The organism is Paenibacillus daejeonensis DSM 15491, from assembly GCF_000378385.1.
Lineage (GTDB): Bacteria > Bacillota > Bacilli > Paenibacillales > Paenibacillaceae > Paenibacillus_D > Paenibacillus_D daejeonensis.
This window is the reverse complement of record NZ_KB899659.1, coordinates 188,318-212,328: the sequence shown is the minus strand read 5'-3', so window position 1 is coordinate 212,328 and position 24,011 is coordinate 188,318. Positions and strand designations below refer to the sequence as shown.

The 24,011-nt window shown below is 52.2% G+C and carries 14 protein-coding genes; 12 read left to right on the top strand and 2 right to left on the bottom strand.

The annotated features are described in order from the left end of the window. Window positions 1-15 precede the first annotated feature (15 nt). The 4 genes from F556_RS0100955 (at window position 16) to F556_RS0100940 (ending at window position 3,242) form a co-directional block, all read left to right on the top strand. Complete coding sequence (locus F556_RS0100955; RefSeq protein WP_020615003.1) at window positions 16-1,122, top strand: glycosyltransferase family 4 protein; 1,107 nt, start codon at window positions 16-18, stop codon at window positions 1,120-1,122. Beyond that, entirely contained in the window at window positions 1,119-2,234 is a 1,116-nt protein-coding gene (locus F556_RS33005; protein WP_020615002.1) for a glycosyltransferase, read from the top strand. The genes F556_RS0100955 and F556_RS33005 overlap by 4 nt, the downstream gene beginning before the upstream one ends. A gap of 100 nt (window positions 2,235-2,334) precedes the next feature. Further along, window positions 2,335-3,024: a hypothetical protein gene (locus F556_RS39015; protein ID WP_281167876.1), complete on the top strand. Its 690-nt coding sequence runs from the start codon at window positions 2,335-2,337 to the stop codon at window positions 3,022-3,024. Between the two features lie 14 nt (window positions 3,025-3,038). Continuing rightward, on the top strand, window positions 3,039-3,242 hold the full coding sequence (locus F556_RS0100940) for a hypothetical protein (protein WP_020615000.1): 204 nt from the start codon (window positions 3,039-3,041) through the stop codon (window positions 3,240-3,242). On the opposite strand, the gene F556_RS35990 is transcribed toward F556_RS0100940, so the two are convergent. Next, on the bottom strand, window positions 3,239-4,465 hold the full coding sequence (locus F556_RS35990; protein WP_020614999.1) for a glycosyltransferase family 2 protein: 1,227 nt from the start codon (window positions 4,463-4,465) through the stop codon (window positions 3,239-3,241). The two genes, F556_RS0100940 and F556_RS35990, sit on opposite strands and share 4 nt — an antisense overlap. Window positions 4,466-4,527: 62 nt before the next feature. On the opposite strand from F556_RS35990, the gene F556_RS0100930 reads away from it, so the two are divergent. Next, window positions 4,528-5,556 (top strand): glycosyltransferase, encoded by a 1,029-nt coding sequence (locus F556_RS0100930; RefSeq protein WP_020614998.1) that lies wholly within the window; start codon window positions 4,528-4,530, stop codon window positions 5,554-5,556. A 46-nt stretch (window positions 5,557-5,602) separates the two neighbouring features. On the opposite strand, the gene F556_RS0100925 is transcribed toward F556_RS0100930, so the two are convergent. Further along, entirely contained in the window at window positions 5,603-9,700 is a 4,098-nt protein-coding gene (locus F556_RS0100925) for a bifunctional nitrate reductase/sulfite reductase flavoprotein subunit alpha (RefSeq protein ID WP_026297027.1), read from the bottom strand. A 208-nt stretch (window positions 9,701-9,908) separates the two neighbouring features. Between F556_RS0100925 and F556_RS0100920 the strand changes: the two genes are divergently transcribed. The 7 genes from F556_RS0100920 (at window position 9,909) to F556_RS0100890 (ending at window position 23,938) form a co-directional block, all read left to right on the top strand. Beyond that, window positions 9,909-10,298, top strand: coding sequence for a MarR family winged helix-turn-helix transcriptional regulator (locus F556_RS0100920; protein WP_020614996.1), 390 nt, complete (start codon window positions 9,909-9,911; stop codon window positions 10,296-10,298). Window positions 10,299-10,544: 246 nt separating this feature from the next. Further along, on the top strand, window positions 10,545-12,842 hold the full coding sequence (locus F556_RS32990; protein WP_020614995.1) for a glycoside hydrolase family 3 N-terminal domain-containing protein: 2,298 nt from the start codon (window positions 10,545-10,547) through the stop codon (window positions 12,840-12,842). Between the two features lie 301 nt (window positions 12,843-13,143). Continuing rightward, window positions 13,144-14,487 carry a hemolysin family protein gene (locus F556_RS0100910; RefSeq protein ID WP_020614994.1) on the top strand — a complete coding sequence of 448 codons (1,344 nt, stop codon included), beginning with the start codon at window positions 13,144-13,146 and terminating at the stop codon, window positions 14,485-14,487. Between the two features lie 232 nt (window positions 14,488-14,719). Continuing rightward, window positions 14,720-19,180 (top strand): discoidin domain-containing protein, encoded by a 4,461-nt coding sequence (locus F556_RS35985; RefSeq protein WP_020614993.1) that lies wholly within the window; start codon window positions 14,720-14,722, stop codon window positions 19,178-19,180. A gap of 153 nt (window positions 19,181-19,333) precedes the next feature. Continuing rightward, a complete protein-coding gene (locus tag F556_RS0100900) occupies window positions 19,334-20,623 on the top strand; it encodes an ABC transporter substrate-binding protein (protein ID WP_020614992.1) in 1,290 nt (429 codons plus the stop codon). A 47-nt stretch (window positions 20,624-20,670) separates the two neighbouring features. Then, window positions 20,671-22,416 carry a cache domain-containing sensor histidine kinase gene (locus F556_RS0100895; protein ID WP_020614991.1) on the top strand — a complete coding sequence of 582 codons (1,746 nt, stop codon included), beginning with the start codon at window positions 20,671-20,673 and terminating at the stop codon, window positions 22,414-22,416. Then, window positions 22,403-23,938 (top strand): response regulator transcription factor, encoded by a 1,536-nt coding sequence (locus F556_RS0100890; RefSeq protein WP_040715063.1) that lies wholly within the window; start codon window positions 22,403-22,405, stop codon window positions 23,936-23,938. Before F556_RS0100895 ends, F556_RS0100890 begins: the two co-directional genes overlap by 14 nt. Window positions 23,939-24,011 lie beyond the last annotated feature (73 nt).

Below are 24,011 nucleotides of genomic sequence, written 5' to 3'. Positions count from 1 at the left end.
AGGTCGAGGCTGGACATGAAGGTTCTGCTGCTTGCCGATCAGTTGATAGCGGGGGGATTGGAAACACACATTGTATCGCAAATCAATGAACTGCTGAGGCGTGACTACGAGATCCGGCTCGCAGCGGCCAATATCGCCCCCGAACTGCTGGCGGCAATTGAAGACAAGAAGGAGCGTTTCCATCCCATGAGGTGGGATGCCAAGCTCGATATGGATGCGGTTATGCAAGCTTACAATCCAGACATTGTGCATGCCCATCCGTTTACCGCGATCGTTAAGGGGGCCGCGCTAGTCAGTCGCAATCCCAAACCTTTTGTTGTGACGATTCATGGCCGGTACGATTTTGGAATTGATCGCTCGCCTACCGGCTACCAGGCGAGCAGCCAGATTTGCCGAATCATTGCCGTGGACCAACGTGTGAGTCGGCTCCTACTGCGTTCCGCTGCTCATCCCGAAAAAGTATCCGTCATTCCCAATGGCATCGATCTCGCCGCCTTTGCCCCGGCGCCAGCTGAAGTGACCAGGAGCTTTCGCCAGCGAAGGGGCTTGCTGCCCGACGCCTTCACGCTCGTGACCGTATGCAGACTCGCAGATGGCAAGCAGCATGCGGTGATGCAGTTGATCCGTTGTGCCAGCCGGATCGCAGACCGCCTCGGAGGTCTCAATCTGTTGATTGTCGGCTCGGGTGCCCATGGAGATAAGGTGCAGGAAAAAGCCAATGAAGCCATAAAACAGCGGGGGAGCAACCTGAGAATCCAGATGGCGGGTCATCGCCAGGATGTGACCCCGTATATGCAAGCTGCGGATCTGGTGATGGCCTGCGGGAGGGCGGCCATGGAGGCGATGGCCTGCGGAACCGCTGTGTACGGGATGCGGGATGGATTCGCCGGACCGGTTGATGAAGAATCCCACGATATGATTCTTGGGTCGGTTAGCGGATTCCAACCCATGAGCGATGAGGAGCTGATTCGTGAAGTGGAGAAAGTCGCACGAGATCATGACTCCCGGGCTAAGTTGGCATCAACAGGCAGACGAATTATCGCCAGATCGTACGATTTGCGCGCCTGTACGGATCAACTGGAGCGCATCTATACCCAATATGGCAAGGGAGGGAGCGTATGAGCAGCTCTGTCAGCACGGAATTCGCCGATATCCAGCCTATGTTTTTGCCGATGCAATCCTATCCCCTTACTGCATCAGGAGTGGGGCCTACAGTTATCATTTACCCGCCCACCATTGATTGGAACTGGATGAAACAACGGCCGCAGCAGTTGATGGAGCAATTCGCCATTCATGGACATGAAGTGTACTATTGCAACAAAACGCAACAAACGGGAATGGAAATAGAGACCTTGCAGCCCAAATTGAATCTGGTACACGACAACATTGGCTTTATTCGTGAGTGTATCCCCGAGCTCAAGCGTCAGGGCAGGCGCATCATCGTGTGGACATCTTGGTCCAAGCTGCACGGCTTCGTAGAGCAATATCAGCCCGATCTGCTGATTTACGATTACGTGGACGATATTCCGGAGTGGGCGCCCTACCTGGGGCCAATGGTGCAGCGTGCAGATCTGGTAATTACGAGCGCCAAGGCCCTGCAGCGCCAAATCACACGCGAATATCCGACCAAACCCTCTTGCCTGGTGCCGAATGGCTGCAATCTGGAGCATTTTGGACAATACCGTACAACAGCTCCTGATAAGCCGACGGAGCTGCTGCAGCTGCAAGGACCGATTGCTGGATTTGTAGGGGCGTGGGCGCATTGGGTGGACCAGCAGCTTGTTCATCAGCTCGCGCGCAGTTTTCCTTCCGTCAATTTTGTCATTGTTGGGGTCGAGTATGCAGCCAAGGTGGACCGTTCGATTCCCAATCTTCATTATGTAGGCTATAAGTCGTACCAGGAGTTGCCTCGCTGGATGCACTTCTTCGATGTCTGCCTAATTCCGTTCAAGATTAACGAGATTACCGTAGCCGCAAATCCAGTGAAAATGTATGAGTATTTGGCAAGCGGCAAAAAAGTAATCGCCACCGATCTGCCAGAAGTGCGCAAAGTCCCGCATGTGTGGATAGGCAAAGGTCTGAATGAATGGCGTCGTCTGCTCCCGCTTGTCCTCTCTGAAGATACGCCATTTGATGCATTAGCAAATGAGGAATGGCTCCGTGAACAGAACTGGACAACACGCTATCATGCGATTGTAGAAGCCGTTCGCCAACACCTGCATGTCAAGGTGTAGGCAAGCGTCTGGAGGCGGCAAATTGAGCGTTTGTCCCGTTGCGTAACGCGGTCACCGACATACAATGGGACTATTACTCAGAGAAGAGGTGCATTACCCTATGGCATGTTCTCGAACACTGCTATGCAAGCCCACGAAGAAGCGCAAAGTCCGCAGCAAGAAGAAAATTATCGTTAAGATCGTCAAACCAGGATGCGAGAAGCACCCGCATCGCAAAACAAAAGTGAAACGCTGCCGGACAGCATCTGGCTTAAAACGAAAAATCAGTGTACGAAAAAAATGCAAATCCCGCACCCACGGTAAACGGCATATCCATGTAAAACGGGTTAGAGGCAGCCAGGGCGTGCCTGGTCTGCAGGGCCCAACAGGACCACAAGGTCCAGTTGGACCTCAGGGGCCTGCAGGGGCGATCGGGCCAGCAGGTCCGCAAGGCCATCCCGGAGAGCAGGGACCTATCGGACCCCAAGGTCTTCAAGGTCTGCAAGGCATTCAAGGTGTGCGTGGTGAGGAAGGCCGTCGCGGGCCGCGCGGTCGAGAGGGTGATCGTGGTCCAGAAGGTCCACAAGGTCCACAAGGTCCGCAGGGCGACCCGGGAGGAGCTATCGACCCGGAGGTTATCGCCTTCCTCGAATCGCTGCTGGACCAGACGGTCAATGTCACAGTTGAAGCCGGTGTAATCACTGGCGTACTAAGCCTTGTCGGCACCGACTTCATTCTCGTAGTAGAACCGTCGGGCGATGAAGTTCTCATTCCAATCCGTTCGATTCTAACAATCTCAGTGGTACAATAGGAGGCTCAGAAAAGATGAACTTATATGAATTTTTGGAGACGCGCATCGGCAGCCGCATTGAAGTCTTCCTGCCCAATCAATTCGTGGAAGGGGTACTGGTCGCAGCAGAGTCGGGATATTGCACGGTCGATGCCGAGAATCCATCCTATATTGAACCGACGGAGCGGCTAACTCTGCTCTTGGATAATGTAACTTACTTCCGTTTGTTGTCCGCTTAGAGATCGTTGGAAGTGATCCACGCTGCCCAATCTGCAAAACGGCTGGTATGGCGGGCGGTTATACTGGATCGGCGGACCCGGCGATGATAGCAGTTCAATCGGCTGTTAATGAAGCGGTAATGGGTGCTCAGACGCAGGAGCATGCGGAAGTCCTCGAACAGCCTTCCTTGTTCCGGATCGTCTGCAGGCCATCCGCCCAATTGACGGAGCAGCCGTGTCGAATAAAGACGTGGCGCCACGGGATAACCGCTCCCTAGCAGTTGTGCCTGGGAAGGCGCAGGTGATCTGCTCCCTGCATAGCGCAGCAATCCGTCTGGCTGTTCACGCCATTCTTCATATGTGCCGTAGATCAGGGCCGTCTCTTCGGAGGCGGCTTCCGCATGGTGCAGCAAGCCGGACACGGCGTTAGATGCAAGCCAGTCATCAGCATCAAGCTCTAGCAGCCAGGGAGCACGGACATAACGCAGTGCGCTGTTGAGGGCACGGCTCTTGCCACTGTTGTCCTCATGACGAATCAGTTGTATGCGCCTATCCTCCAGGTAAGGCGCCACGACAGCTGCTGTCGCATCCTCTGATCCATCGTCCACGATGATAAGCTCCCATTGATTTGACTCTTGCGCCATTACGCTGCGCAGTGCCAGTGGTAGAACCTCGCAGTCATTATAGGTACACAGCACAATGCTAATCTGGGGTGTGATGAACTCACCGGTCCAAGGGGGCGTCTGCCGCAATAACGGTCGTAGCCTGTCAATTCTCTTATTGTGGGCTCCTGCTACCATGGATCGACGAAGCTTCAGCTTGGGAAACGGCATTGTAGTCCATCTATGCGCGCCGCCCATCCGTTCGTATGCATCAGTCAAAACCAATTCAGGCCATGGAAGGGTAGGCGGGGGAGTGAAGCCTGCTATCCTAGCAGATGAAGTGCGCCATACGACAGGCAGCGGTTCGCCTGTGCCATTGACAGGAATCAAGGCCAATCCCGGTGTTTCTGGACTCGCTTCAGCAATCCAACCTGACAAGAAGATTAGCAAATCTTCGGTGAACCAATCAGTTTCACGTAATATTATGAAAAATGGGTCCTTCAGACCAGCTAACTCGGCGTTCAGCCGCTGGGCAGGATTCGGGCCAAGTGCAACCACATCTATCGGTTCTGTCGAGGATCTGCAGACGGCTGCTGCGGGAGAGGTGTGGGCCTGCTGGGCATTCAACAGAAATATCCGCATGATCTGCTCCTTCACGGACACATTGTTGATATAGGTATATGCGGAAAGGGGGATATACGTGTATGCGCACCATTATTTTTCCACCGATTATTGACTGGGAATGGATGACTCAGCGCCCTCAGCAGCTCATGAAGCAATTTGCCAGACAAGGCTGCACCGTCTATTATTGCAACCGTACAACTAAAGTGGGAGAACCAGACCGGGAGCTTGTGGGGGAGCCTGGCTTATTCTTGGTATACGATCATGACAAATGGATGCAGGAGAGTTATGCCAGCGTTCGACGCGACGCTTCGGAATTGATTGTCTGGTGCACATGGCCTGCCTTGGCAAGCAATCTTACGCGATATGAGGCGGACAGGATTATCTACGATTGTGTGGATGACTTCGCACAGTGGTATCCGCAGGAAGAAGAGATGGTCAAGATAGCGGATGCCATCGTCTGTTCATCCGGGCGATTGGATCAACGGCTAGCCCGTCTCTATCCCGAGAAGCCGCGGCTGCTGTTGCGTAACGGGTATGACGAGGATATGGGACTACATCTGTCTTCCGATTCGCCATACAGAGGGGAGAGACCGGCTGATCTTCCGCCAGCAGACAAGCCAGTAATCGGGTTTATCGGAGCTTGGGCGCCATGGGTGGATGCAGGTCTGTTGGCACGAATTGCTGGTACTCGTGGTTTGGGAGCGGAGGTTGTGGTGATTGGAGATACAATGGGCCGCCGCTATGAATTAGGTCATGTCCAGAACCTTCGCTATCTAGGCTTCAAGCCGCATCACCAACTTCCGGATTATTTGGCACACCTGAATATTTGTCTGGTCCCGTTTCTGCCTCAACCCGTCACGCTGGCTGCCAATCCGGTGAAGGTATACGAATACCTGGCAGCGGGCAAGCCCGTTGTGTCCACAGACTTGCCCGAGTGCCGATTAATGAATGGCATCGTGGATGTGGCCAGCGACCACCTTGGGATCATTCGTCTAATCAAGCGTAGACTGGAGCAGCCGGGTTCAGCCGCGCCGAGACGCAGCTACGCGATTCGCAATAGCTGGCGGTTGCGGGCGCAGGCGGGATTGTCATGGCTGAACACGCTGTGATGTCAGCGTCTAACACTAACACTGTGCTGTCAAAAAAAGCGTTGGCTTAATAGACATCCCTCGCATAGCGCCGGGACTGAGCCATTACTTTGAGATACGTATCGGATTCGGAGGCGCTCATGCCACTGTGCTCCCGGATGATCGTACGCAAGGCATCGTCAACTTCCTTGGCCATGGAGGAGGCATCGCCGCAAATATACACGTGTGCCCCTTCTTTGAGCCAGGACCATAGCTCGGCACCATGCTCCAGCATCCGATGCTGTACATAGATTTTCTCATCCTGATCCCTCGAGAAAGCCGTGTCCAGGCGGGTTAGCCAACCATCGGCCTGCAGCTGCTCCAGCTCTAGACGGTAGTAGAAGTCGCTGGCTTCATGCTGTTCACCGAAGAATAACCAGTTTTTGCCCTGAGCACCAGTCGCCTTGCGTTCTTCCAGGAAGCCGCGAAACGGGCCTACACCTGTGCCTGGTCCAATCATGACGACAGAGACTTCGGGATCGGCAGGCACACGGAAATGAGGATTGGGCTGAACGAAGATAGGCACTTCGCCGCCCGTATCCACTCGGTCGGCAAGAAAGGTGGAACAGACGCCCTTGCGGGTTTTGTCACCGCAGGTGTACCTTACGGTCGACACTGTGACATGTACCTCACCCGGATGTGCCTTGCTGCTGGAAGAGATGGAATACAACCGCGGCTGCAACGGCTTGAATACCGCGAAGAAGGAGGCAGCGTCCGGCCGAATCGGATAATGCAGCAGCAGGTCCACCGTTTGCTTGCCGTAGAGCCAGGCTTTCAACTCGGGAGCGTGAGCTGGCTCCAGCAGCCTGGAGAGCTCAGGATGATCACTTTGCTCGGTGACATACTGGAGGATGGCCGGCGTGATGCGGGTGAGTTCGGCATGTCTCAGCATCGCTTCAGCGAGAGGCAGCTCACCCCGGTCTTTGACGGAGACAAGCTCCCGTCCCGTAAGACCTGTTGCGGCTAGGAGCTCTTCTACAAGCTCGGGGCAATTGGTGGGCCAGATACCGAGTGCATCACCGGGCTCATAAGAAAGGCCTGAAGCTTCAAGGTGGAATACATATTGCCGTGTTTCCTTGTCGGAGACACCCGTATGCAGCAATTGTGAAGATTTAAGCGATGCCAGTAGCGGCTTCTTCCGTGTATAGGTCACAACAGTGGAGGACGAGTCCTTGCTCATGTGTTCTACCAGCAGCGGCTCAAGAGAAGAAATCCAGCTCTCGGCCTGATCCTCGTAATCACTGTCGGCATCCAGCCGTTCGCACAGCCGTTCAGCACCCAGTTGAGTCAACCTGGCATCCAGCAGGCGGCCGAACCCGCAGAATTGTTCATAGCTTGAATCTCCCATGCCTAGCACAGCGTAGCGTACGCCGGTCAGCTTGGGAGCGTTGCTGGCTTGCAGCAGCTGCCAGAACGCTGTCCCATTATCTGGCGGTTCGCCTGAGCCAAAGGTGCTGGCGACGACGAGCAGCAGTCTCGTTTTGGGAAGGTCTCCCATCGCGTAGCTATCCATCTCTACGAGACGAACTTCATGCCCTGCCTGCTGAAGTCGTGCAGCACAGGCCGTAGCTACGCCTTCAGCATTACCTGTCTGGGAAGCCCACAGAATCGTCACGGGGGGCTTGCCGGGCTCAGAAGCAGGATGCATAACTGGCGCCAATCGTCCAGTAGGCGGGGCGGGGGGATAGGTGCGTGAGTAAATGCCTGCGAGCATGCCATCCAGCCAGTATCGCTTGGCAGCCTCCAGAGGGGCGCTCTCCGGAAGCACAGGTACGCCTGGCCCAGAGCGTTCTTCATCGGTTCTCAGGCTATTGATAAATCCGGCCACATACCATTTTTCATGAGTATCCAGCGTTAGATCAGGTGAAGCTTCGATTCCCAGCATTGCTGCCAGTGCATCTACTTTAGCCATGACGATCTCCTCCTCTTCGATTGCGGCTGATTCCGCACGTTGTCCGGCGGCACTCTCCACGGCTACCCGCGTGAGGGAGACCGCACAATATTTTAATTCCGGTTGAAATGAGGTCTCATCAATCGCCTCACTGGTGACTGCGTTAATCGCCAGCTCTTGCCCAAATCGGTCATTCCAGTGAAAGGGGACAAAGCAAGAGCCCATCTGCGAACGGTCCGACATTACGGCAGGCAATACCGCCTTGCCGCGGCGTGATGTAATGGCAACCGCATCGCCTTCCTGGATGCCCAGACGCTTGCCATCCTCTGGATGAATCTCCACGAACGGCGAAGGGTTCAGCTTGTTTAGCTTGGCAACGGTTCCGGTCTTGGTCATCGTATGCCATTGATGCTGGAGTCTGCCAGTATTGAGAACAAGCGGGAACTCCTCATCCGGTAGATCAGCAGGAGGCATGTAGGGCCGGGCAAAGAATCGGGCACGCCGGTCTTCGGTAGCAAATGCAAGCCGAGGCGGATGGTCCTTTGAAGGTTGATATAGCGATTGGCTGACTCCATCATTCAAATACCGGATCGGATGTCGATCCTCGGTATCGCCTTCAGGCGAAGGCCATTGAACCGGCTGTTCTCTCAGGCGATCATAGGTGACGCCGCGGATATCATATCCGGTCTGAGGGTTCCAGGCCTGGCGGAGCTCCAGGAATACCTCTTCACTGCTGGCATAGGTGAAAGCTTCGGCATAGCCCATTTCGCAGGCCACCTCGGCAATGATCTGCCAGTCTGGCATGGCATCGCCAGGCGGAGCTACGGCCCGCTGCATGAGCGTCAGGTTGCGCTCTGAGTTAATCATAATGCCCTCAGCCTCTGCCCAGAGCGCGCCAGGCAAGAGGATGTCGGCGTAAGCGGTCGTTTCGGTCTCGCGATAGGCATCCTGGACCACTACCAGCTCTGCATGTTCCAGTGCTTCAATCACCTTGCTGCGGCGGGGCACAGTGGCTACCGGGTTGGTACAGATGATCCAGCACGCCTTGATCTTGCCCTCTCGCATATCCTCAAACATGGATACTGTACCGCTGCCGCCTGCGGATCGAATAGTCCCCTCGGGTGTACCCCAGAGCTGCTCCACGAAGCTGCGGTCAGCTGCCGATAGGGCAGAGCGTTGGCCAGGCAGGCCGGGTCCCATATACCCCATCTCGCGTCCGCCCATGGCATTGGGCTGTCCGGTCAAGGAGAAAGGGCCGCTGCCGGGGCGGCAGATTGCTCCGGTAGCCAAGTGCAGATTACAGATCGCGTTGGTATGCCAGGTCCCATGGGTACTCTGGTTCAATCCCATGGTCCATAAGCTCATCCAGTTGCCAGACTCGCCGATCCACTGGGCGGCCCTGCGGATGTCCGCCTCCGGTATCCCCGTGATGCGGGCTACCTGCTCCGGCGGATAATCGGCCAGCATGGCCGGCATCGTCTCCCATCCAGAGGTATAAGAGGAGATAAAGGCCTCATCGATGCTTCCTTGTTCCACGAGGAGATGCAGCAGCCCGTTCAGCAAAGCCAGATCAGTGCCGGGAGCGATCTGCAGGAATAGGGAGGCCTTGTCTGCGGTCGCCGTCCGCCTGGGGTCGACGACAATTAATCTTGCTCCTGCGCGTATGCGGTCCATCATACGAAGAAAGAGGATGGGGTGGCAGTCGGCCATATTGGAGCCAATCACAAAGAACAAGTCGGCTTGATCCATGTCTTCGTAGGAACCGGGAGGGCCGTCAGACCCGAGAGATTGTTTATATCCGCTGCCGGCACTAGCCATGCACAGCCTTGAGTTGGACTCCAGATGCTGAGTGCGGATGAAGCCTTTGGCTAATTTATTGATCAAGTATTGCGATTCCAGGGACATCTGTCCCGATACATAAAAGGACACAGCATCCGGCCCATACTGGTCGAGGATGCTTCTCAGACCTTCTGCGGTTTGTCGGATAGCTTCTTGCATCGGCTTATTGACTCGCACCGCCTGTTTGTCAGGTCTGATCTGTGCATGATGCAAACGTCCATCAATCATAATGGCTTCAGCGCTTGTTGAGCCTTTGGTGCACAGTCTGCCCTTATTGGCAGGATGGTCTTTGTCCCCCGATACCTTGGTGATACGATCGCCTTCTGTTTCCAGAATCATGCCGCAACCGACGCCACAATAGGGACATACCGTTCGAACACGAGCTTTTGTCATCATTAATCACCAGCTTACCTCACATAATTAAGCTCAATATATATCGTATTACGATTAAAGTCAATAGATTATGTCATGTTACCTTACATAAAAGGCTTGTATCTCAAAAATTTCCCTCCCGGGTTTGTTCTTAGCCGGAATATCCTTTACACTTAAGAGATAAGACCGGGCATTCAACCGGCCCCATTCCATCATTGAAGGAGCATGGCTCATGGCTGATCGATTGCCTAAGGAAATCTATGAACAATTGGCGATGTTTCGTTATCGCATCCGCAAATTTATCCGTTTCAGCGAAGAAGCAGCACGCAGCAAGGGGCTTACCCCGCAAAACCACCAGTTGATGCTATCGATTATGGGATTCCCGGATCGTGAATATGCTACGCCGACTGAACTTGCAGAGCGCTTACAGATTACCCCTCATGCTTGTGTAGAGCTGATCCAGCGCTGCGAGGAAATCGGGATGGTACTGCGCAAGCCCAATCCGAATGATAAACGAAGCATTTATATCTTTTTGACATCCGAGGGCAGGTCGATCCTCGAAGAGCTATCAGAGATTCATATGGATGAGCTCAAACGTGCAGATCTGCTCGAGTTTCATTAATAGAGGTTGTTCAAAAAGTCCCCAATTGATCACGAAGGAAACAGGAAGCTAACTCGACATCGAATCTTGCGTTCACCCTTGAAGTCCGGTGCTCATGTAGGTTTGCCTACACTCCGCTCCTCCTTCTGCAGGTTCTCGCAACCCCAGAAGTTTTCGCAGAAAACGTTGCTTCGTAAGCCTATGCTTCGGTGCTGAATCGTGACCTTTTTGAACACGCATTAACATAAGCAAGGAGGAGCTTCAAAATTGATTTCCATTCGCAAAATCCGCCGCGGCGGGAGGCTCATCCTCGCCACAATCGGATTGGCAGGTGCATTGTTACTGGCTCCGGGAGTCCAGGGCACAGCAGCTGCAGAGGCATTCCGTGACCTGCAATCGGCACGCTGGGCGGAGGACGGCATCTACTATCTCACAGAACGAGGGACTGTCGCAGGCTATGGTAACGGTATCTTCCGGCCACAGCAGTCCATCACACGCGCACAGGCGGTTACCTATCTAATTCGTGAGCTCTATGCTGATGAACAACTGCAGGCAACCGGACAAGGCTTCAGCGATGTGACGGAGAGCCACCCGTTCTATCGCGAGATCAGCATCGCGAGCCGCGTTGGCCTGGCGGGCGGGCTGCCGGACGGTACATTTCGGCCGGATGCACCCGTTACCCGTGGCGAGACGGCCGCTCTGCTGACGCGTGCCTACACCATTGCAGAAGGAAACGCGACTGTCCGGCTTTCGGATATTACGGGACATTGGGCGGAAGGGAACGTCCGCCACCTGGCTTCAAGCGGGCTTGCCGGCGGTTACCCCGACGGGACATACAAACCAGGTCAACAGGTGAGCAGGGCGGAGTACGCCGTGTTTCTCTCCAGAGTTATTCGGCACCAGCGGGCGGAAGCGATTGAGGCGGCCAATTGGAATGAACTGCTGAAGCTGATGACACTGCAGGAGAAGGCAGGTCAGATGCTGATGCCGGATATCCGCATGCACCGAGGACAACCGACATGGACCGCCCATGAAGGGACGGCAGCTACAATCCGCAATCATCGTCTCGGAGGCATGATTTTATTTGATAAGAACATTGCCAACCTGCGACAGCTGGTAGAACTGAATGATGGTCTCCAGCGCCAGGCGGATGACATTCCGCTGCTCCTCGGCATTGATCAGGAAGGCGGGGTCATCAAACGGATACCTGGCGGCACCAACTTACCCGGGGCAATGGCTCTTGGGGCAACCGGAGACGATCATCTGTCCCGAGAAGCAGGCAAGCTGACAGGGGAAGAACTGAGAGCCTTAGGCGTGCAGCTTAATTTTGCACCGGTGCTCGATGTGAACAGCAATCCGGCCAATCCGATTATCGGGATTCGCGCTTTCGGCTCTGAGCCGCAGCTCGTGACTCGTATGGGCCTGGCTTTCATGGATGGTTTGAAGGATGCGCGCGTGATCGGAGCGGTCAAGCATTTCCCAGGTCATGGGGCTACAGCGGTAGATTCACATCTGGGTCTGCCCGTGGTTTCACATGCCAAGGAGCGGCTGGAGCAAGTGGAGCTGGTACCGTTCCGGGCGGCAGTACGCGGCGGTGCGGAGATGATTCTGACGGCTCATGTGGCGTGTCCTGCGTTGGATAATACCCAGGTTCGCTCCCAGAAGGATGGCAGTCTGATCTATTTGCCTGCCACACTGTCGCCACGTATCGTAGGGGGGCTGCTGCGCGAAGAGATGGGGTATGAGGGCGTCGTAGTTTCGGATGCCTTTACGATGAAGGCGCTGGCCGAGCACTTTGGTGAACGGGATGCGGTTATTCGCGCCGTAGCTGCCGGAGTGGACATCATTCTGATGCCTGAGGACCTTACTGGAGCGTATGAAGCCATTATTGAAGCGGTGCGGGCAGGTCGCATCCAGGAGAGTCAGTTGGATGCTGCTGTTAACCGGATCTTGCAGCTCAAGCACCGCTATGGGTTATTTGAACGGCCGGCATCGCTTGCTGAACGACTGGACCAGGCCCGGCAAATCGTTGGGTCACCCCAGCATCGTCAGGTTGAACGACGGATCGCGGAGGCAGCTGTAACGGCCATCACACCTCAGGCGGATCTAGTGACTCTGCCGTCTAATGACGGGACTGTGATTGCAGTCGCTGCGCCTGACGAAGCACGGGCGGAGCAGATCAGACAGTCCGTGGCAGGGCTGGATTTACGAGGAGTTGAGGTGAAAACGATGGTGATCGGCCAGCAGGATAGCCAGACAATCCGCCGTCTCCTGGATGGAGCGGATGCGGTTATCGCTGCTTCCTATCAGTTCCGGAGTCTTCCGCAGCAGTACAACTGGCCCGGATACCAACGCTGGATCGACGAGATGAACCGCCAGGATCTGCCCTATGTGCTGCTATCAATGGGAAATCCTTATGAATGGCAGCACCTGAGGAATGTCCGATCCGCACTTGCCATCTATGGGGCAGAGTCGCCAAATGTCGCAGCAGGCTTGCGTGCAGCATTTGGTCAGATTCCGGTCGATGGCACACTGCCTGTAACCCGAAGCTTCCAGCCACATTAAACGACAATCATCTCAAGCAAGGAATCTAACGGTTCCCCTTGGGGTGATTTTCTTTGGATTCAAGCTCTTACATACATTTGACACGTATAATTTGGACCGTAATTGCGAAAAGTTGTCACTATAGGTCAAAAGCATATATAATTAGAATCAGATTTATGTAGAAGCGGAGGTGACACCATTGGGAAGTTGCATGGCAAGGTAGGACTAATTGCTGCTACGTCGTATCGGATGAGATGGAATCCAACTTAAGCTTGACATTATACATTTGCGGAGGTGAAACCCTCTATATTGAGGGAACTAATTGGACATATCCATAATAATTAATCTGGGCTTGGTCGCAATCTTAATAGGCCTGACTGCGTTTTTTGTCGGCTCCGAATTTGCTGTAGTTAAAGTAAGAATGAGCCGCATTGAGCAACTTGTTACTGAAGGGAACAAGAAGGCAATCGCTGCCAAACGGATTGTTACTAACCTGGACTATTATTTATCTGCCTGTCAGCTTGGTATTACGGTTACTGCACTGGGACTGGGTGCGCTGGGTGAGCCGACGATCGAGAAGATCCTGCATCCCATTTTTGATGAATGGGGCTTATCCGCTGCCGTCAGCACATTTATTTCTTTTGCGCTGGCACTCTCCATCATGACCTTCCTTCATGTGGTCATTGGTGAGCTTGCTCCCAAGACACTGGCTATTCAGTTTGCAGAACGGATGACGCTGATGCTCTCGCGGCCGCTTGTCGCGTTCGGCACCGTACTGTTTCCGCTGATCTGGTTACTCAATGGCTCGGCACAAGTATTGCTCCGTATGTTCGGAGTCAAGCCAGCCGGACATGAACAGGCCCACTCAGAAGAAGAGCTAAAGATCATTATGACACAGAGCTTCCAGAGCGGAGAGATCAACCAAACCGAGCTTGCTTATATGCAAAACATTTTTGCATTCGACGAACGGGTAGCTAAAGACGTTATGGTACCGCGAACGCAAATTATTGTCGTAGATTCCGAGATGTCGCCGGAAGAGTTTTTGCAATTGACCGATGAACACCGTTATACGCGTTATCCCGTTACCGAAGATTCAAACAAAGACAATATTATCGGCTTCCTGAATGCCAAGGAGCTGGTCACGCATATTGCCTTGAATCGTTTGAATACCTTGAAAGAACATATTCATGACATTTACGTGATCCATGAGACCACTCCTCTGCATGATGCACTGGTAAAAATGCAGAAGAACGGGGTCCATATGGCATTAGTTATCGATGAGTATGGCGGAACGGCAGGCATTATTACGATGGAGGACATTCTGGAGGAGATTGTCGGGGAGATTCGCGATGAGTTTGACGAGGACGAAGTAGAGGACATCTCCGAGCAAGCGTCGGATGAATACCTTATCAATGGCCGTGTCTTGCTCAGCTTGCTCGAAGAGCGCTTTGGCATCTCTTTTGAGAACAGTGAGAATGTAGATACTATTGGAGGATGGCTGCAAATACGCGCCAATCTAATTGATGGCATGTCGGAGCCCGTTGATCATGGCGATCATCGTTGGTACATAAATGAGTCTGACAATCATCAAATCTTGAGCGTTACCCTCAAGTTAAACGTTAATGTCCAGAAGGACGCGGACGAAGAATCCGAGAACGAAAACTAAATGCAAGAGATTTTACCGTGCGGCTGATGCCGCGCGGTTTTTTTAATGTTTCCGTAAATAAGAGTAGAAATATGGATTTTGAATGGTTGTGATGTCCTCTCTTTTTTCTTAGCATAAAAGGTAGGAACAACAATCCGAATTGGGGGTTGATATATTCGAGGTGTAATCGCTTACAGAAAGATGCTCCAATATGTTGTCTGGTTTTCAAAAAGAAAGATTTCGGGAGGGACATATGAAAGTTAAACATGTATCGATTTTGCTGTCGCTGGCGCTGCTATTCACCACACTATTCTCATCCATTACCCCGGCAGCCATCTATGCTGCTGAAGACGGGAACGGCGCGAATCTGGCATTAGGTAAAACGGCTACTTCCTCCGGAAACGAGGATCCTGTTCTTGGACCCGAGAAGGCTGTGGATGGGATGGATAATACCAGGTGGTCATCGGCTACGCAGGATGATCAATGGTTCTCTGTCGATCTCGGTGAAGAGCGGAATATCAACCGGATTATCATACACTGGCAAGATTCATTCGCTTTGCAGTACAAATTGCTGGTTTCCAATGATAATGAGAACTGGGTCAATGTGTACGCCAATGACAAAATTCTGGCGGGCAGTGGCGGTGAACAAGTGATTGATTTTGGCAAAACCGCTGCAAGATATGTTAAATTCCAAGGCATTCAACGAGCGACACAGTGGGGCTATTCCTTCTATGAATTTAAAGTGTATGAAGCAGACATTCCTAATTATGGAGTGAATCACGCCTTAGGCAAACAGGCCTTGTCTTCCGGGAATGAAGTGCCGTCTCTCGGGCCTGGAAACGCAGTAGACGGGCAAGGAGATACAAGATGGTCATCGGCACTTAACAATGAGCAATGGTTTTCTGTCGATTTGGGTGAGGTTATGGAGATCAACCGTATTGTATTGAACTGGCATACCCATGCTAAGAAATACAAGCTGCTTGCATCCACCAATAATACCGATTGGATCGATGTGACTGGCCAAGATGAAGCCCTGGCGGGCAACAGGGGAATAGAAGTCATCGATTTTGACAAAATAAATGCCCGCTTTGTGAAATTCCAAGGCATCGAACGTTCTACACAGTGGGGTTACTCCTTCTATGAATTCGAAGTATACAACTATATTCCTTATGTAAGTGAGCTTAGCGATGAGGAGGCTGTAGCAGCAGATGCGGCGGCTATTGATCTTCCGAATGTAACAGATATCTACAAGAATTTATATCTGTTTACGGCTGGCAAAGAAGGGTCAACGATTGTGTGGGAAAGTTCCAATCCTGACTATCTGCGTGCTGACGGAATTCTTGTGCAGCGGCCGGCGCCGGGACAACCCCAAGCAGCGGTCACACTCACGGCAACAATCACCAAAGGAGATGTAACTGAAAAGCGGGTATTTGAGGTTACGATAAAACCGAATGTGGTGCGTGAAGCGGAGCCGGAGCAGCTCCGAATTGGAATTTACTGGCCACCGTTATGGGAGTATACGAATGCCGAGCAATACAAGTACATGAAAGAAGCAGGTATTAATACGATCGAGAACGTGCTGTCGAATGGACTGAATACCGAGGAGCGCAATTTCGAAATGCTGGATCTGGCGCACGCAAACGGAATGAAGGTGTCAGTAGCAGATCCGCGGGTCGATGGTACTGACCGGGAGATTCAGGAAATGGTGCAGACGTATATGGACCATCCTGCTACCAGCGGCTATTACATTAAGGATGAGCCATGGCATGATGCACTAACTGCAACGGCACAGCAATATAAGAAGATCCTGGCAACCGACCCGGACCGCGTTCCTTATGTGAACCTGAATCCGAACTGGAGCATGGGGAATTACGAGCATATTTACGTTCGCGCATGGGTAGAAGCGGTTGGAGCGGAGAATATGAAGTATTTATCGTTCGATAACTATCCCTTCAAATGGGACGGTTCCTTCAGCACCAACTACTTTGACAATCTGGAAATCATCCGTAAGGTAGGACTGGAATACGACATCAAGACCTCATCTTATCTCCAATCCGTTGGCATTCCAGGCATGTACAGAAGGCCTGTGGCTGCGGAGATGGAATATTCCGCCTATGTCAATCTTGCCTATGGCATGAAAAGCCTCGTCTGGTTCACGTACTGGACACCTACAGAACGTGGGGAGCCGTTCACGGATGCTATTATGACCGCCGCAGGAGAGAAGACCGATCTCTATGCTCCTGTTCAAGAAATAAATGCCAAGGTAGCTAAGCTTGGTCCAACACTGGTCAATCTGGATGCGATCCAGGCTTATCACGCCGGTCCTACCATCCCGGCTGGCGTTCCGGCTTTGCCATCATCTTTCTTTATCCAGCCGGATAGTAATGTTAATAGCTTGGTTATCTCGCATATGAAGCATAAGACAACGGGCGAATCCTACGTGATGATCGTCAATAAATCATTTACAGATGGTAAACAGTTAAGTTTCACTCTGGATTCTTCTGTGCGCGGCGTGAAAGAAGTATCGCATGTTACTGGTCTGGAGACGAATGTTAATTTTGACCCGGCGACAGGCAAGCTTCAAGCAGAATTCGGTCCTGGCGAGGGCAGACTGTATGCGCTGCAGGGCATCGATGGCGGGTATCATGCCCCACAAGACCCGGAGCTTCTTCCGGCAGAAGCACCACCAATTAATCCGCACCTGAATGCAGCCAAAGGAAGAAACGTTGAGGTATCTTCCGATGTAAATGCATGGGGATGGAACAAGAAAAATGCAGTGGACGGCGTGCGCACCAGCACGGCTAATTCTCCCGGGTGGTCCAGTATGACCCTGAGCAGTCAGCCTACTAAGCCAGAGTGGATCATGGTGGACCTGGGTCAGAGTGCTCCTGTCAACAAGGTCAGTCTCTGGCCGCGGAGCGGAGGCGGAGGGTTCCCGGTAGATTACCGCATTCTCGTATCCCCGGACAATCAGAATTGGACTGAAGTAGCCAAAGTGGTCGATGCACCTAAGCCGAGCACCAATGCCGTTCATGACTATAGCTTCGAGAGTGTGCAGGCGCGGTATGTAAAGGTGGAAGCGAGTAAGCTAAGGATTGATGAGTTAAGGGAATATGCGTTCCAGTTGGCCGAGTTGGAAATCTACATCGAACAGCCAGACTCCTACTTGCATGTTCAGTCTGTACCAGATCGAATTGCAGTTGGAGGCACGGCGCAACTCAAGGCTGGTATGTGGCAACTAAGCGGCAGCATGCCTGTCACGGATGCCGTGTTCACCAGCCTCAATGAAGAAATTGCATCTGTCAGCGAATCCGGCGTAGTTACAGGCTTAGCGCCAGGAGTGGCTACCCTACAGATTGCCACAGCTGACGATACGGAGACCATCACACTTGACTTGGAGGTTTATGCGTTACCGTCGCCATGGAAGCTGATGCCATATGGAGATGCGTGGGGCAGCGTCCATGAAGAGGATGGAGCCCTGCAGATTAAGGCTACCGGCAGAGGATTAGCCGACAAAGACTATGTATATCTGCATCGGGAATTGAATGGTAACAAGACCAATACTATGACCATGTCGTTGAACCGATATCAGATTCCAGGAGGAGCGGCAGGCTTGAAAGGCACCACGGGTCTAATGATGCGCGACTCTCTCGATGAGAATGCGGCTTGGGTGTATCTGTCCATCTCTCCACAGGGGAGGGTGAAGCTCGAGAGCAGTCCGGGCAATGGGACATCGACCGTTGCTGCGACAGGTCCTTACATTCCATTTCCTGCAGAGATCAAGCTCGTCAAAACAAATCACGGCTTCACCGGATATTATAAGAAAGATAGCGGGTGGACGCCTATCAATGGTACGGAAGCAGCATCCAGTGTGCAGGTGACTTTTGCCACTGGGTTAACAGGCGGCGTGACTCAGTTCTCGGGAACCGCGGCGCATTCCCTGGTTACAACCAGCCTGCCGCAGTGGGAATCATCGAATGACGGCAATAACGGGAATCCAGGAGGCGATCCTGGCATTCCAGGTGGGAATCCAGGCATTCCAGGAGGCGGCACTGGCAATCCCGATGGGAATGATGATGAGGGTGAAGACACCAACGGGGAGACGGAGGAACCAACAGGTGAGGAGCCTGGCGGGGAAACCGAAGAAAATCCGCCGGGGCAAGGGAATTCGAATCTCCAGTTCAGTGATGTGGCGGGACATTGGGCAGCGAATGCCATTGAACGCGCAGTAGAGCTGGGCTTCGTAAATGGCTATGAGGATGGCACCTTCCGACCGAACGCAGGAGTGACGCGCGGAGAGTTGGCAACGATTCTGAGCCGGGCGCTTCAATTGCCTGCGGCGGAATCCTCTGTATCTGTTTTCAATGATGCAATCCCGGCATGGGCGAGCAATCATGTGATGGCGGCCGTCCAAGCTGGACTATTCAATGGCTATGAAGATCACACATTCCGGGTAAGGGAGCAAATGCCACGGGCCCAGATCGCTGCAGTCATCGTACGGGCGCTGGGGCTTCCAACCGATCCCATGGCACAGCTGACGTTCACGGACGCTGCAGACGTGCCAGGCTGGGCAAGGCCCTATGTGGCTGCTGGTGTGGAGGCAGGCCTGATGAGAGGCAGGGGCGACAATCAGTTTGCTCCACATGCCGTCACTACAAGAGCTGAAGCCGTGACCCTGATTATAGCCTTGCTGGATTATATGGCCGAGCGTTAACAGTTTTGCCCACAGAGGAGAAGGAATCCCTTGCAGACCGGGGGATTCCAGCTTCTCTTTTGCCTATCATTTAGACACAATGAACATATACGGTTGATGGGATATGATGTAAACTTGCTATAGGGATTGAATGGAATAGGAGAGTTGAGAGAGATGATCAAACCATTCATAGTCTTATTGGCAAGTATTGGGGGATTCATGCTATTGATCACCGGATGCAGCAGTTCCTTGCATCCACCCGCAGATTCAGAGACACAGGAGATTATCAAATTAAGAGTGGGGGGATTCAAGGCGGGATCCGAAATCGGTGCGATTCCAGAGCTGAATGAACAATTTATGCTGGAAAACCCATCTATTAAGGTGATTTACGAAGGCATGCCAGGTGCGCAATACACCAAGTATATCAAGGGGAAGTTCGCCATTAATGACGCACCCGATGTCATTATGCTCCATCCCGGAGGGGAAGAAGTGGGCAGCTATGCCAAAGTAGGCTTCATCCGCGATCTCAGCGATGAGCCTTGGACCACCGCCTTCACGCCATCCGCAATTGAATCCGTCTCCTTTCAGGGTAAAGTCTATGGCACACCGAATGAAATGGTCGTACTCGGTGTCTATTATAATAAAAATCTGTTTGAACGACTCTCCTTACGGCCGCCTTCCAATTGGGAAGAATTTCTACATGTAAGCGCATTAATAAAATCTAAAGGTATCACTCCAATATCTATAGGCAATAACGATGGCTGGATGACATTGGCCGCTATTTATACGTTGGGTCCTTCGCTCATCAAAGACCCGGATTTTGATCGTAAATTGAATGCGCGCGAGATCAGGTTTAATGGAACCTGGAATGCTATGCTGGAGCAATGGTTCAGCCTGGAAGAGAAAGGATATTTGACTCCCGGCAGCACAAACGTGAGTATGGATCAGGCGCAGCGGGATTTTGTCGAGGGCAACGCGGCGATGTACATTAACGGTAGCTGGGCATTGGCCGGTATCCTTCAGGGAGAGCCGGATTTTGAGCTTGGCATGTTCCCGATGCCAGCCAATCCGCCAGGTGAGGAAACCGTCGTATCCATTAATGTGGGGACAACCTGGACAATTAATAATAAAACCAAGCAGTTGGATGCAGCACGCAAATATTTGGCATTCTGGTCCAAGGAAGAAACACTGAGGCAATGGGCCGAGAGCCAGGCCTCTTTTCTGACCCTACAGGGAGTGGGGAGCCATACGCCGGAAGAACTCAGTGATATTGCTAGAGCGGTAGCGAATGGCCAAACGCATGAATTTCTCTCCAACTGGTGGGAGCAGAGCGGAGATATCGTTATTGAAATCATGGATTCCGCTCAGGGCGTGTATCTGCAAGCCTTAACGATTGATGACATGCTGACGAACATGGATCGGGCCTGGGACAGGTCGGTCAGCCGGGGAGGAGGATCGCCATAGAACGTACCCCTATCAGCGGGTGGAGCTTGGACAAGAAGCTTATCCTTATGTATACGTTAATGATTCTATTGCCGATGATCGTGGTGACCTTTTTCGGTTTTCAGACTTATAGTACGAATATGAAGGAAAAAGCGAGCGATTTCAGCCTGGAGCTCTTGAATCAGCTGGGAAAAAATGTGGATCATTACCTACATGAACTGGACCGGATTTCATTAATGTTTTCTATGGATTCAGGCGTCGAGGAAGCCTTGCATACGGATACCAAATCGCCCTCCGAGCAATACAAGGATAAAATGATGATCGACAAAGCATTGATGGACATCGTACTCATTCCCTTCCGAGATGTGCAGGGGAGTTATTTAATCAAGCCCGATGGCAGCATTTTTTCCCGTTATGGATCTGGCCAGCAGGTAGATTACAGCTATTTTCGTAATGAATCCTGGTATGATGAGACATTGCAAGCGGAGGGAAGAGGCATTCTGCTGCCTACCCATCGCGTCAGGAGTATTGAAGGGAGAGAGGAGCTCAGCTTCTCGTATCTGCGCAGTTTAATCGATTTGAATAAAAACCAGTCTGCGGGCATCTTTCGTATGGATATGAACTTGAATGGATTAAGCGATATCTTCGCTAGCGTGAGCGGGAGCACGGACCAGGAGTTGCTGATTGTCGATGCCCAAGGCTATATCATCTATGACCGTGATCGCAGCAAGATTACAGAGAAATTCCCCATTGCCATGCATGAGGACTCAGGCAGCATGATTAAGCATATTGACGGCGAAGAAGTCTTGGTCAGTTATGTAACGGCTGCACAATCCAACTGGAAGATTGCCAATGTTATTGCGGTTAGTGAGTTAACCCGGAATGTAGACATCATTCGTAATTTGCTGTGGACACTGACGGGTGTTGCCCTGCTGCTCTCAATCGGCCTCTCCGTCTTCCTGACGCGCAGGCTGCTGCTGCCGCTCAAGAAGATGAAGACGCTCATGCACAAGGTGGAGAGCGGGGATTATACAGTGCAATTCAAAGCTCATTCCAATGACGAAATTGGCAAGCTGGCAGGCAGCTTCAACCACATGGTCAAGCAAATTAACGAGCTCGTTCACCACATCTTCGTCATTCGGATCTTGAAGCGAGAGGCGGATTTCAAGCTGTTGCAGAGCAAGATCAACCCTCACTTCCTCTATAATACACTGGAATCTATCAGTATGAAGGCAGAGGTAGATAACAACTATGAGGTCGCAGATATGATCGCGAGATTAGGCCGTTTATTCCGCATGACCATTAATCATGACAGGGAACTGATTATCCTTGCCAAGGAAATGGAGTATGTGGAGCACTACGTCAAGCTTCAAAAAATAAGGTTTCCTGATCTAAGCTTCATTGTCGAACCTGCGCCAGAGGCGATGACCGCGTATATCCTGCCTTGGACGATACAGCCTCTGGTGGAGAACGCGATCATTCATGGCCTGGCACCACTGAATCATGAAGGCTGCATACACATTGGGACTGTCGTCTTGAATGGCGATATCATCATTCGGATAACGGATAACGGCATTGGCTTGCATGAAGAGCAACGACGCGATATCCAAGCACAATTGCTGACGGATACCGACAAGGCCGAGGACGAGATTCACATTGGACTAAAAAATATCTTCGACCGGATTCGCTACTATTTCGGTGAGGGATACGGGTTGACCTTGACTGGAGAGCCAGGCAAGGGGACCACGGTAGAGATCAGAATGAAATATCTGAAGGAAGAAGGCGAGCCTCGTGCCGAATATGATAGTCGTTGACGACGAGAAGATGATTCGTGCCGGCATCGTGTCCATTATGAATCGCCTTGCTCCCCATTGGCAGGTCAGCGAATGTAAAGATGCGCATAGTGCAATAGCCGACATCGCTGCGCTGCAACCGGATCTGATGATGATAGATATCTCCATGCCTGGGATGAATGGGCTGGACCTGGCCCACTATCTAAAGGAGGAGCACCCTGACATTCTGAAGATCGTACTGACCGGACATGACAAATTCTCCTATATTCAAAATGCAATGCGGGCCGAGGTAGTGGATTATCTGCTCAAGCCCATCATCCGTGAGGAAATGATGGAGGCCCTCGCGAAGGCAGAACGCCTGATTGAGGAGAGGGCACAGGCACGGCAGCTGGCGGAGCTGAACAAAGCAGGCAAGCTTAAGCAATGTTTGCTAGATGCGCTATACGGTGACCCGAATGCACAGGGGCAACTGACACAGCTGTTGCAGGAGACAGGCTGGCGGCCGGATGTTGAGTCATACTCCTTGCTGTTGCTCATTCAAGCAGAAGGTGGCCTTGCCCTGCATGAAGACCAGCTAGCTTCATATATGGGGGCCTTTCTGTCTCACTTTCAGGAAATTGAATCTAGCTTTACGATAACTCCGGATGCCAGGCATTGTTTTATTCTCAGCGCAGGCAGCCACCTTCCAGAAGAACAGATAAGGCAGTGGTGGCTGGAGACGTGGACAAACGACGGTCATGATTATCCCCTCTCCGTGGGAGGCGGAGACTCCTTTACAGCATTGTCACATCTGCCGGAGGTTTACGGGAAGGCCATGCATGACATTTATCGTTCGGAGAATGGCTGGCTGAAGCAGGCAACCTTGAACCGGGATAAGGATTGGCAGGAACAACGGAACAGGATTCGAATCGCCTTGGAGACCAATGATTCAACATCCTTTTGGCACTATCTTGAAGGGTTGCTCGGGGAGCTGAAGCTCCAGAGTAGAGAGCATCACCCCGTCACTCGATTAAGGCTGATCCATTTCTTACTGCTCATGCTGTTGCCTATGTTGAACCAGACTGAATCCAAGCTAAGTATACACTTAAGAGAGTCCGTGGCGGAGGTGCTATCCAGGCTATCACTGCCAGGATCGACGATGCACCTCCCGACTCTTGTGGCCGAGTTGGAAAGCTGCATCCGAGTGCAATCTTCCCAACCAGCACACGGTCTGGAGAAGAACAAGGTCATCGATAGCGTCAAGGATTACATCCACAAAAACCATGGCGATAAATCGCTCAATCTAACAACCCTGTCCAAGGTGGTGCATATGAACTCGAATTACTTGAGTGATCTGTTCAAGGAAGTGACGGGGGAAAATTACTTGGCCTATTTGACTTCCGTGCGAATGAATCATGCCAAGAAGCTGCTTCGAGAAACCCATCTGAAAACGTATGAGATAGGAGATCGAACGGGCTATTCTTCTGCAAAATACTTCAGTAAGTTGTTTCGTCAGCTATTCGATATGACACCTTCCGAATATCGTAACCGCGCGGAGCATTAAGAACGAACTGCGAGACGCCATCAGGCGTCTTTTTTTGTTCATTCAAGAGGAATAATCGTCTGGAGAATGTAGG

Bases quoted from the DNA above. Each gene is read 5' to 3' on its own strand.
- F556_RS0100955 (WP_020615003.1), top strand. From the start codon at position 16: ATGAAGGTTCTGCTGCTTGCCGATCAGTTGATAGCGGGGGGATTGGAA.
- F556_RS35990 (WP_020614999.1), bottom strand. From the start codon at position 4,465: ATGCGGATATTTCTGTTGAATGCCCAGCAGGCCCACACCTCTCCCGCA.
- F556_RS0100890 (WP_040715063.1), top strand. From the start codon at position 22,403: ATGATAGTCGTTGACGACGAGAAGATGATTCGTGCCGGCATCGTGTCC.
- F556_RS0100895 (WP_020614991.1), top strand. From the start codon at position 20,671: ATGTATACGTTAATGATTCTATTGCCGATGATCGTGGTGACCTTTTTC.
- F556_RS0100925 (WP_026297027.1), bottom strand. From the start codon at position 9,700: ATGATGACAAAAGCTCGTGTTCGAACGGTATGTCCCTATTGTGGCGTC.
- F556_RS0100900 (WP_020614992.1), top strand. From the start codon at position 19,334: ATGATCAAACCATTCATAGTCTTATTGGCAAGTATTGGGGGATTCATG.
- F556_RS33005 (WP_020615002.1), top strand. From the start codon at position 1,119: ATGAGCAGCTCTGTCAGCACGGAATTCGCCGATATCCAGCCTATGTTT.
- F556_RS39015 (WP_281167876.1), top strand. From the start codon at position 2,335: ATGGCATGTTCTCGAACACTGCTATGCAAGCCCACGAAGAAGCGCAAA.
- F556_RS35985 (WP_020614993.1), top strand. From the start codon at position 14,720: ATGAAAGTTAAACATGTATCGATTTTGCTGTCGCTGGCGCTGCTATTC.
- F556_RS0100940 (WP_020615000.1), top strand. From the start codon at position 3,039: ATGAACTTATATGAATTTTTGGAGACGCGCATCGGCAGCCGCATTGAA.
- F556_RS0100930 (WP_020614998.1), top strand. From the start codon at position 4,528: ATGCGCACCATTATTTTTCCACCGATTATTGACTGGGAATGGATGACT.
- F556_RS0100920 (WP_020614996.1), top strand. From the start codon at position 9,909: ATGGCTGATCGATTGCCTAAGGAAATCTATGAACAATTGGCGATGTTT.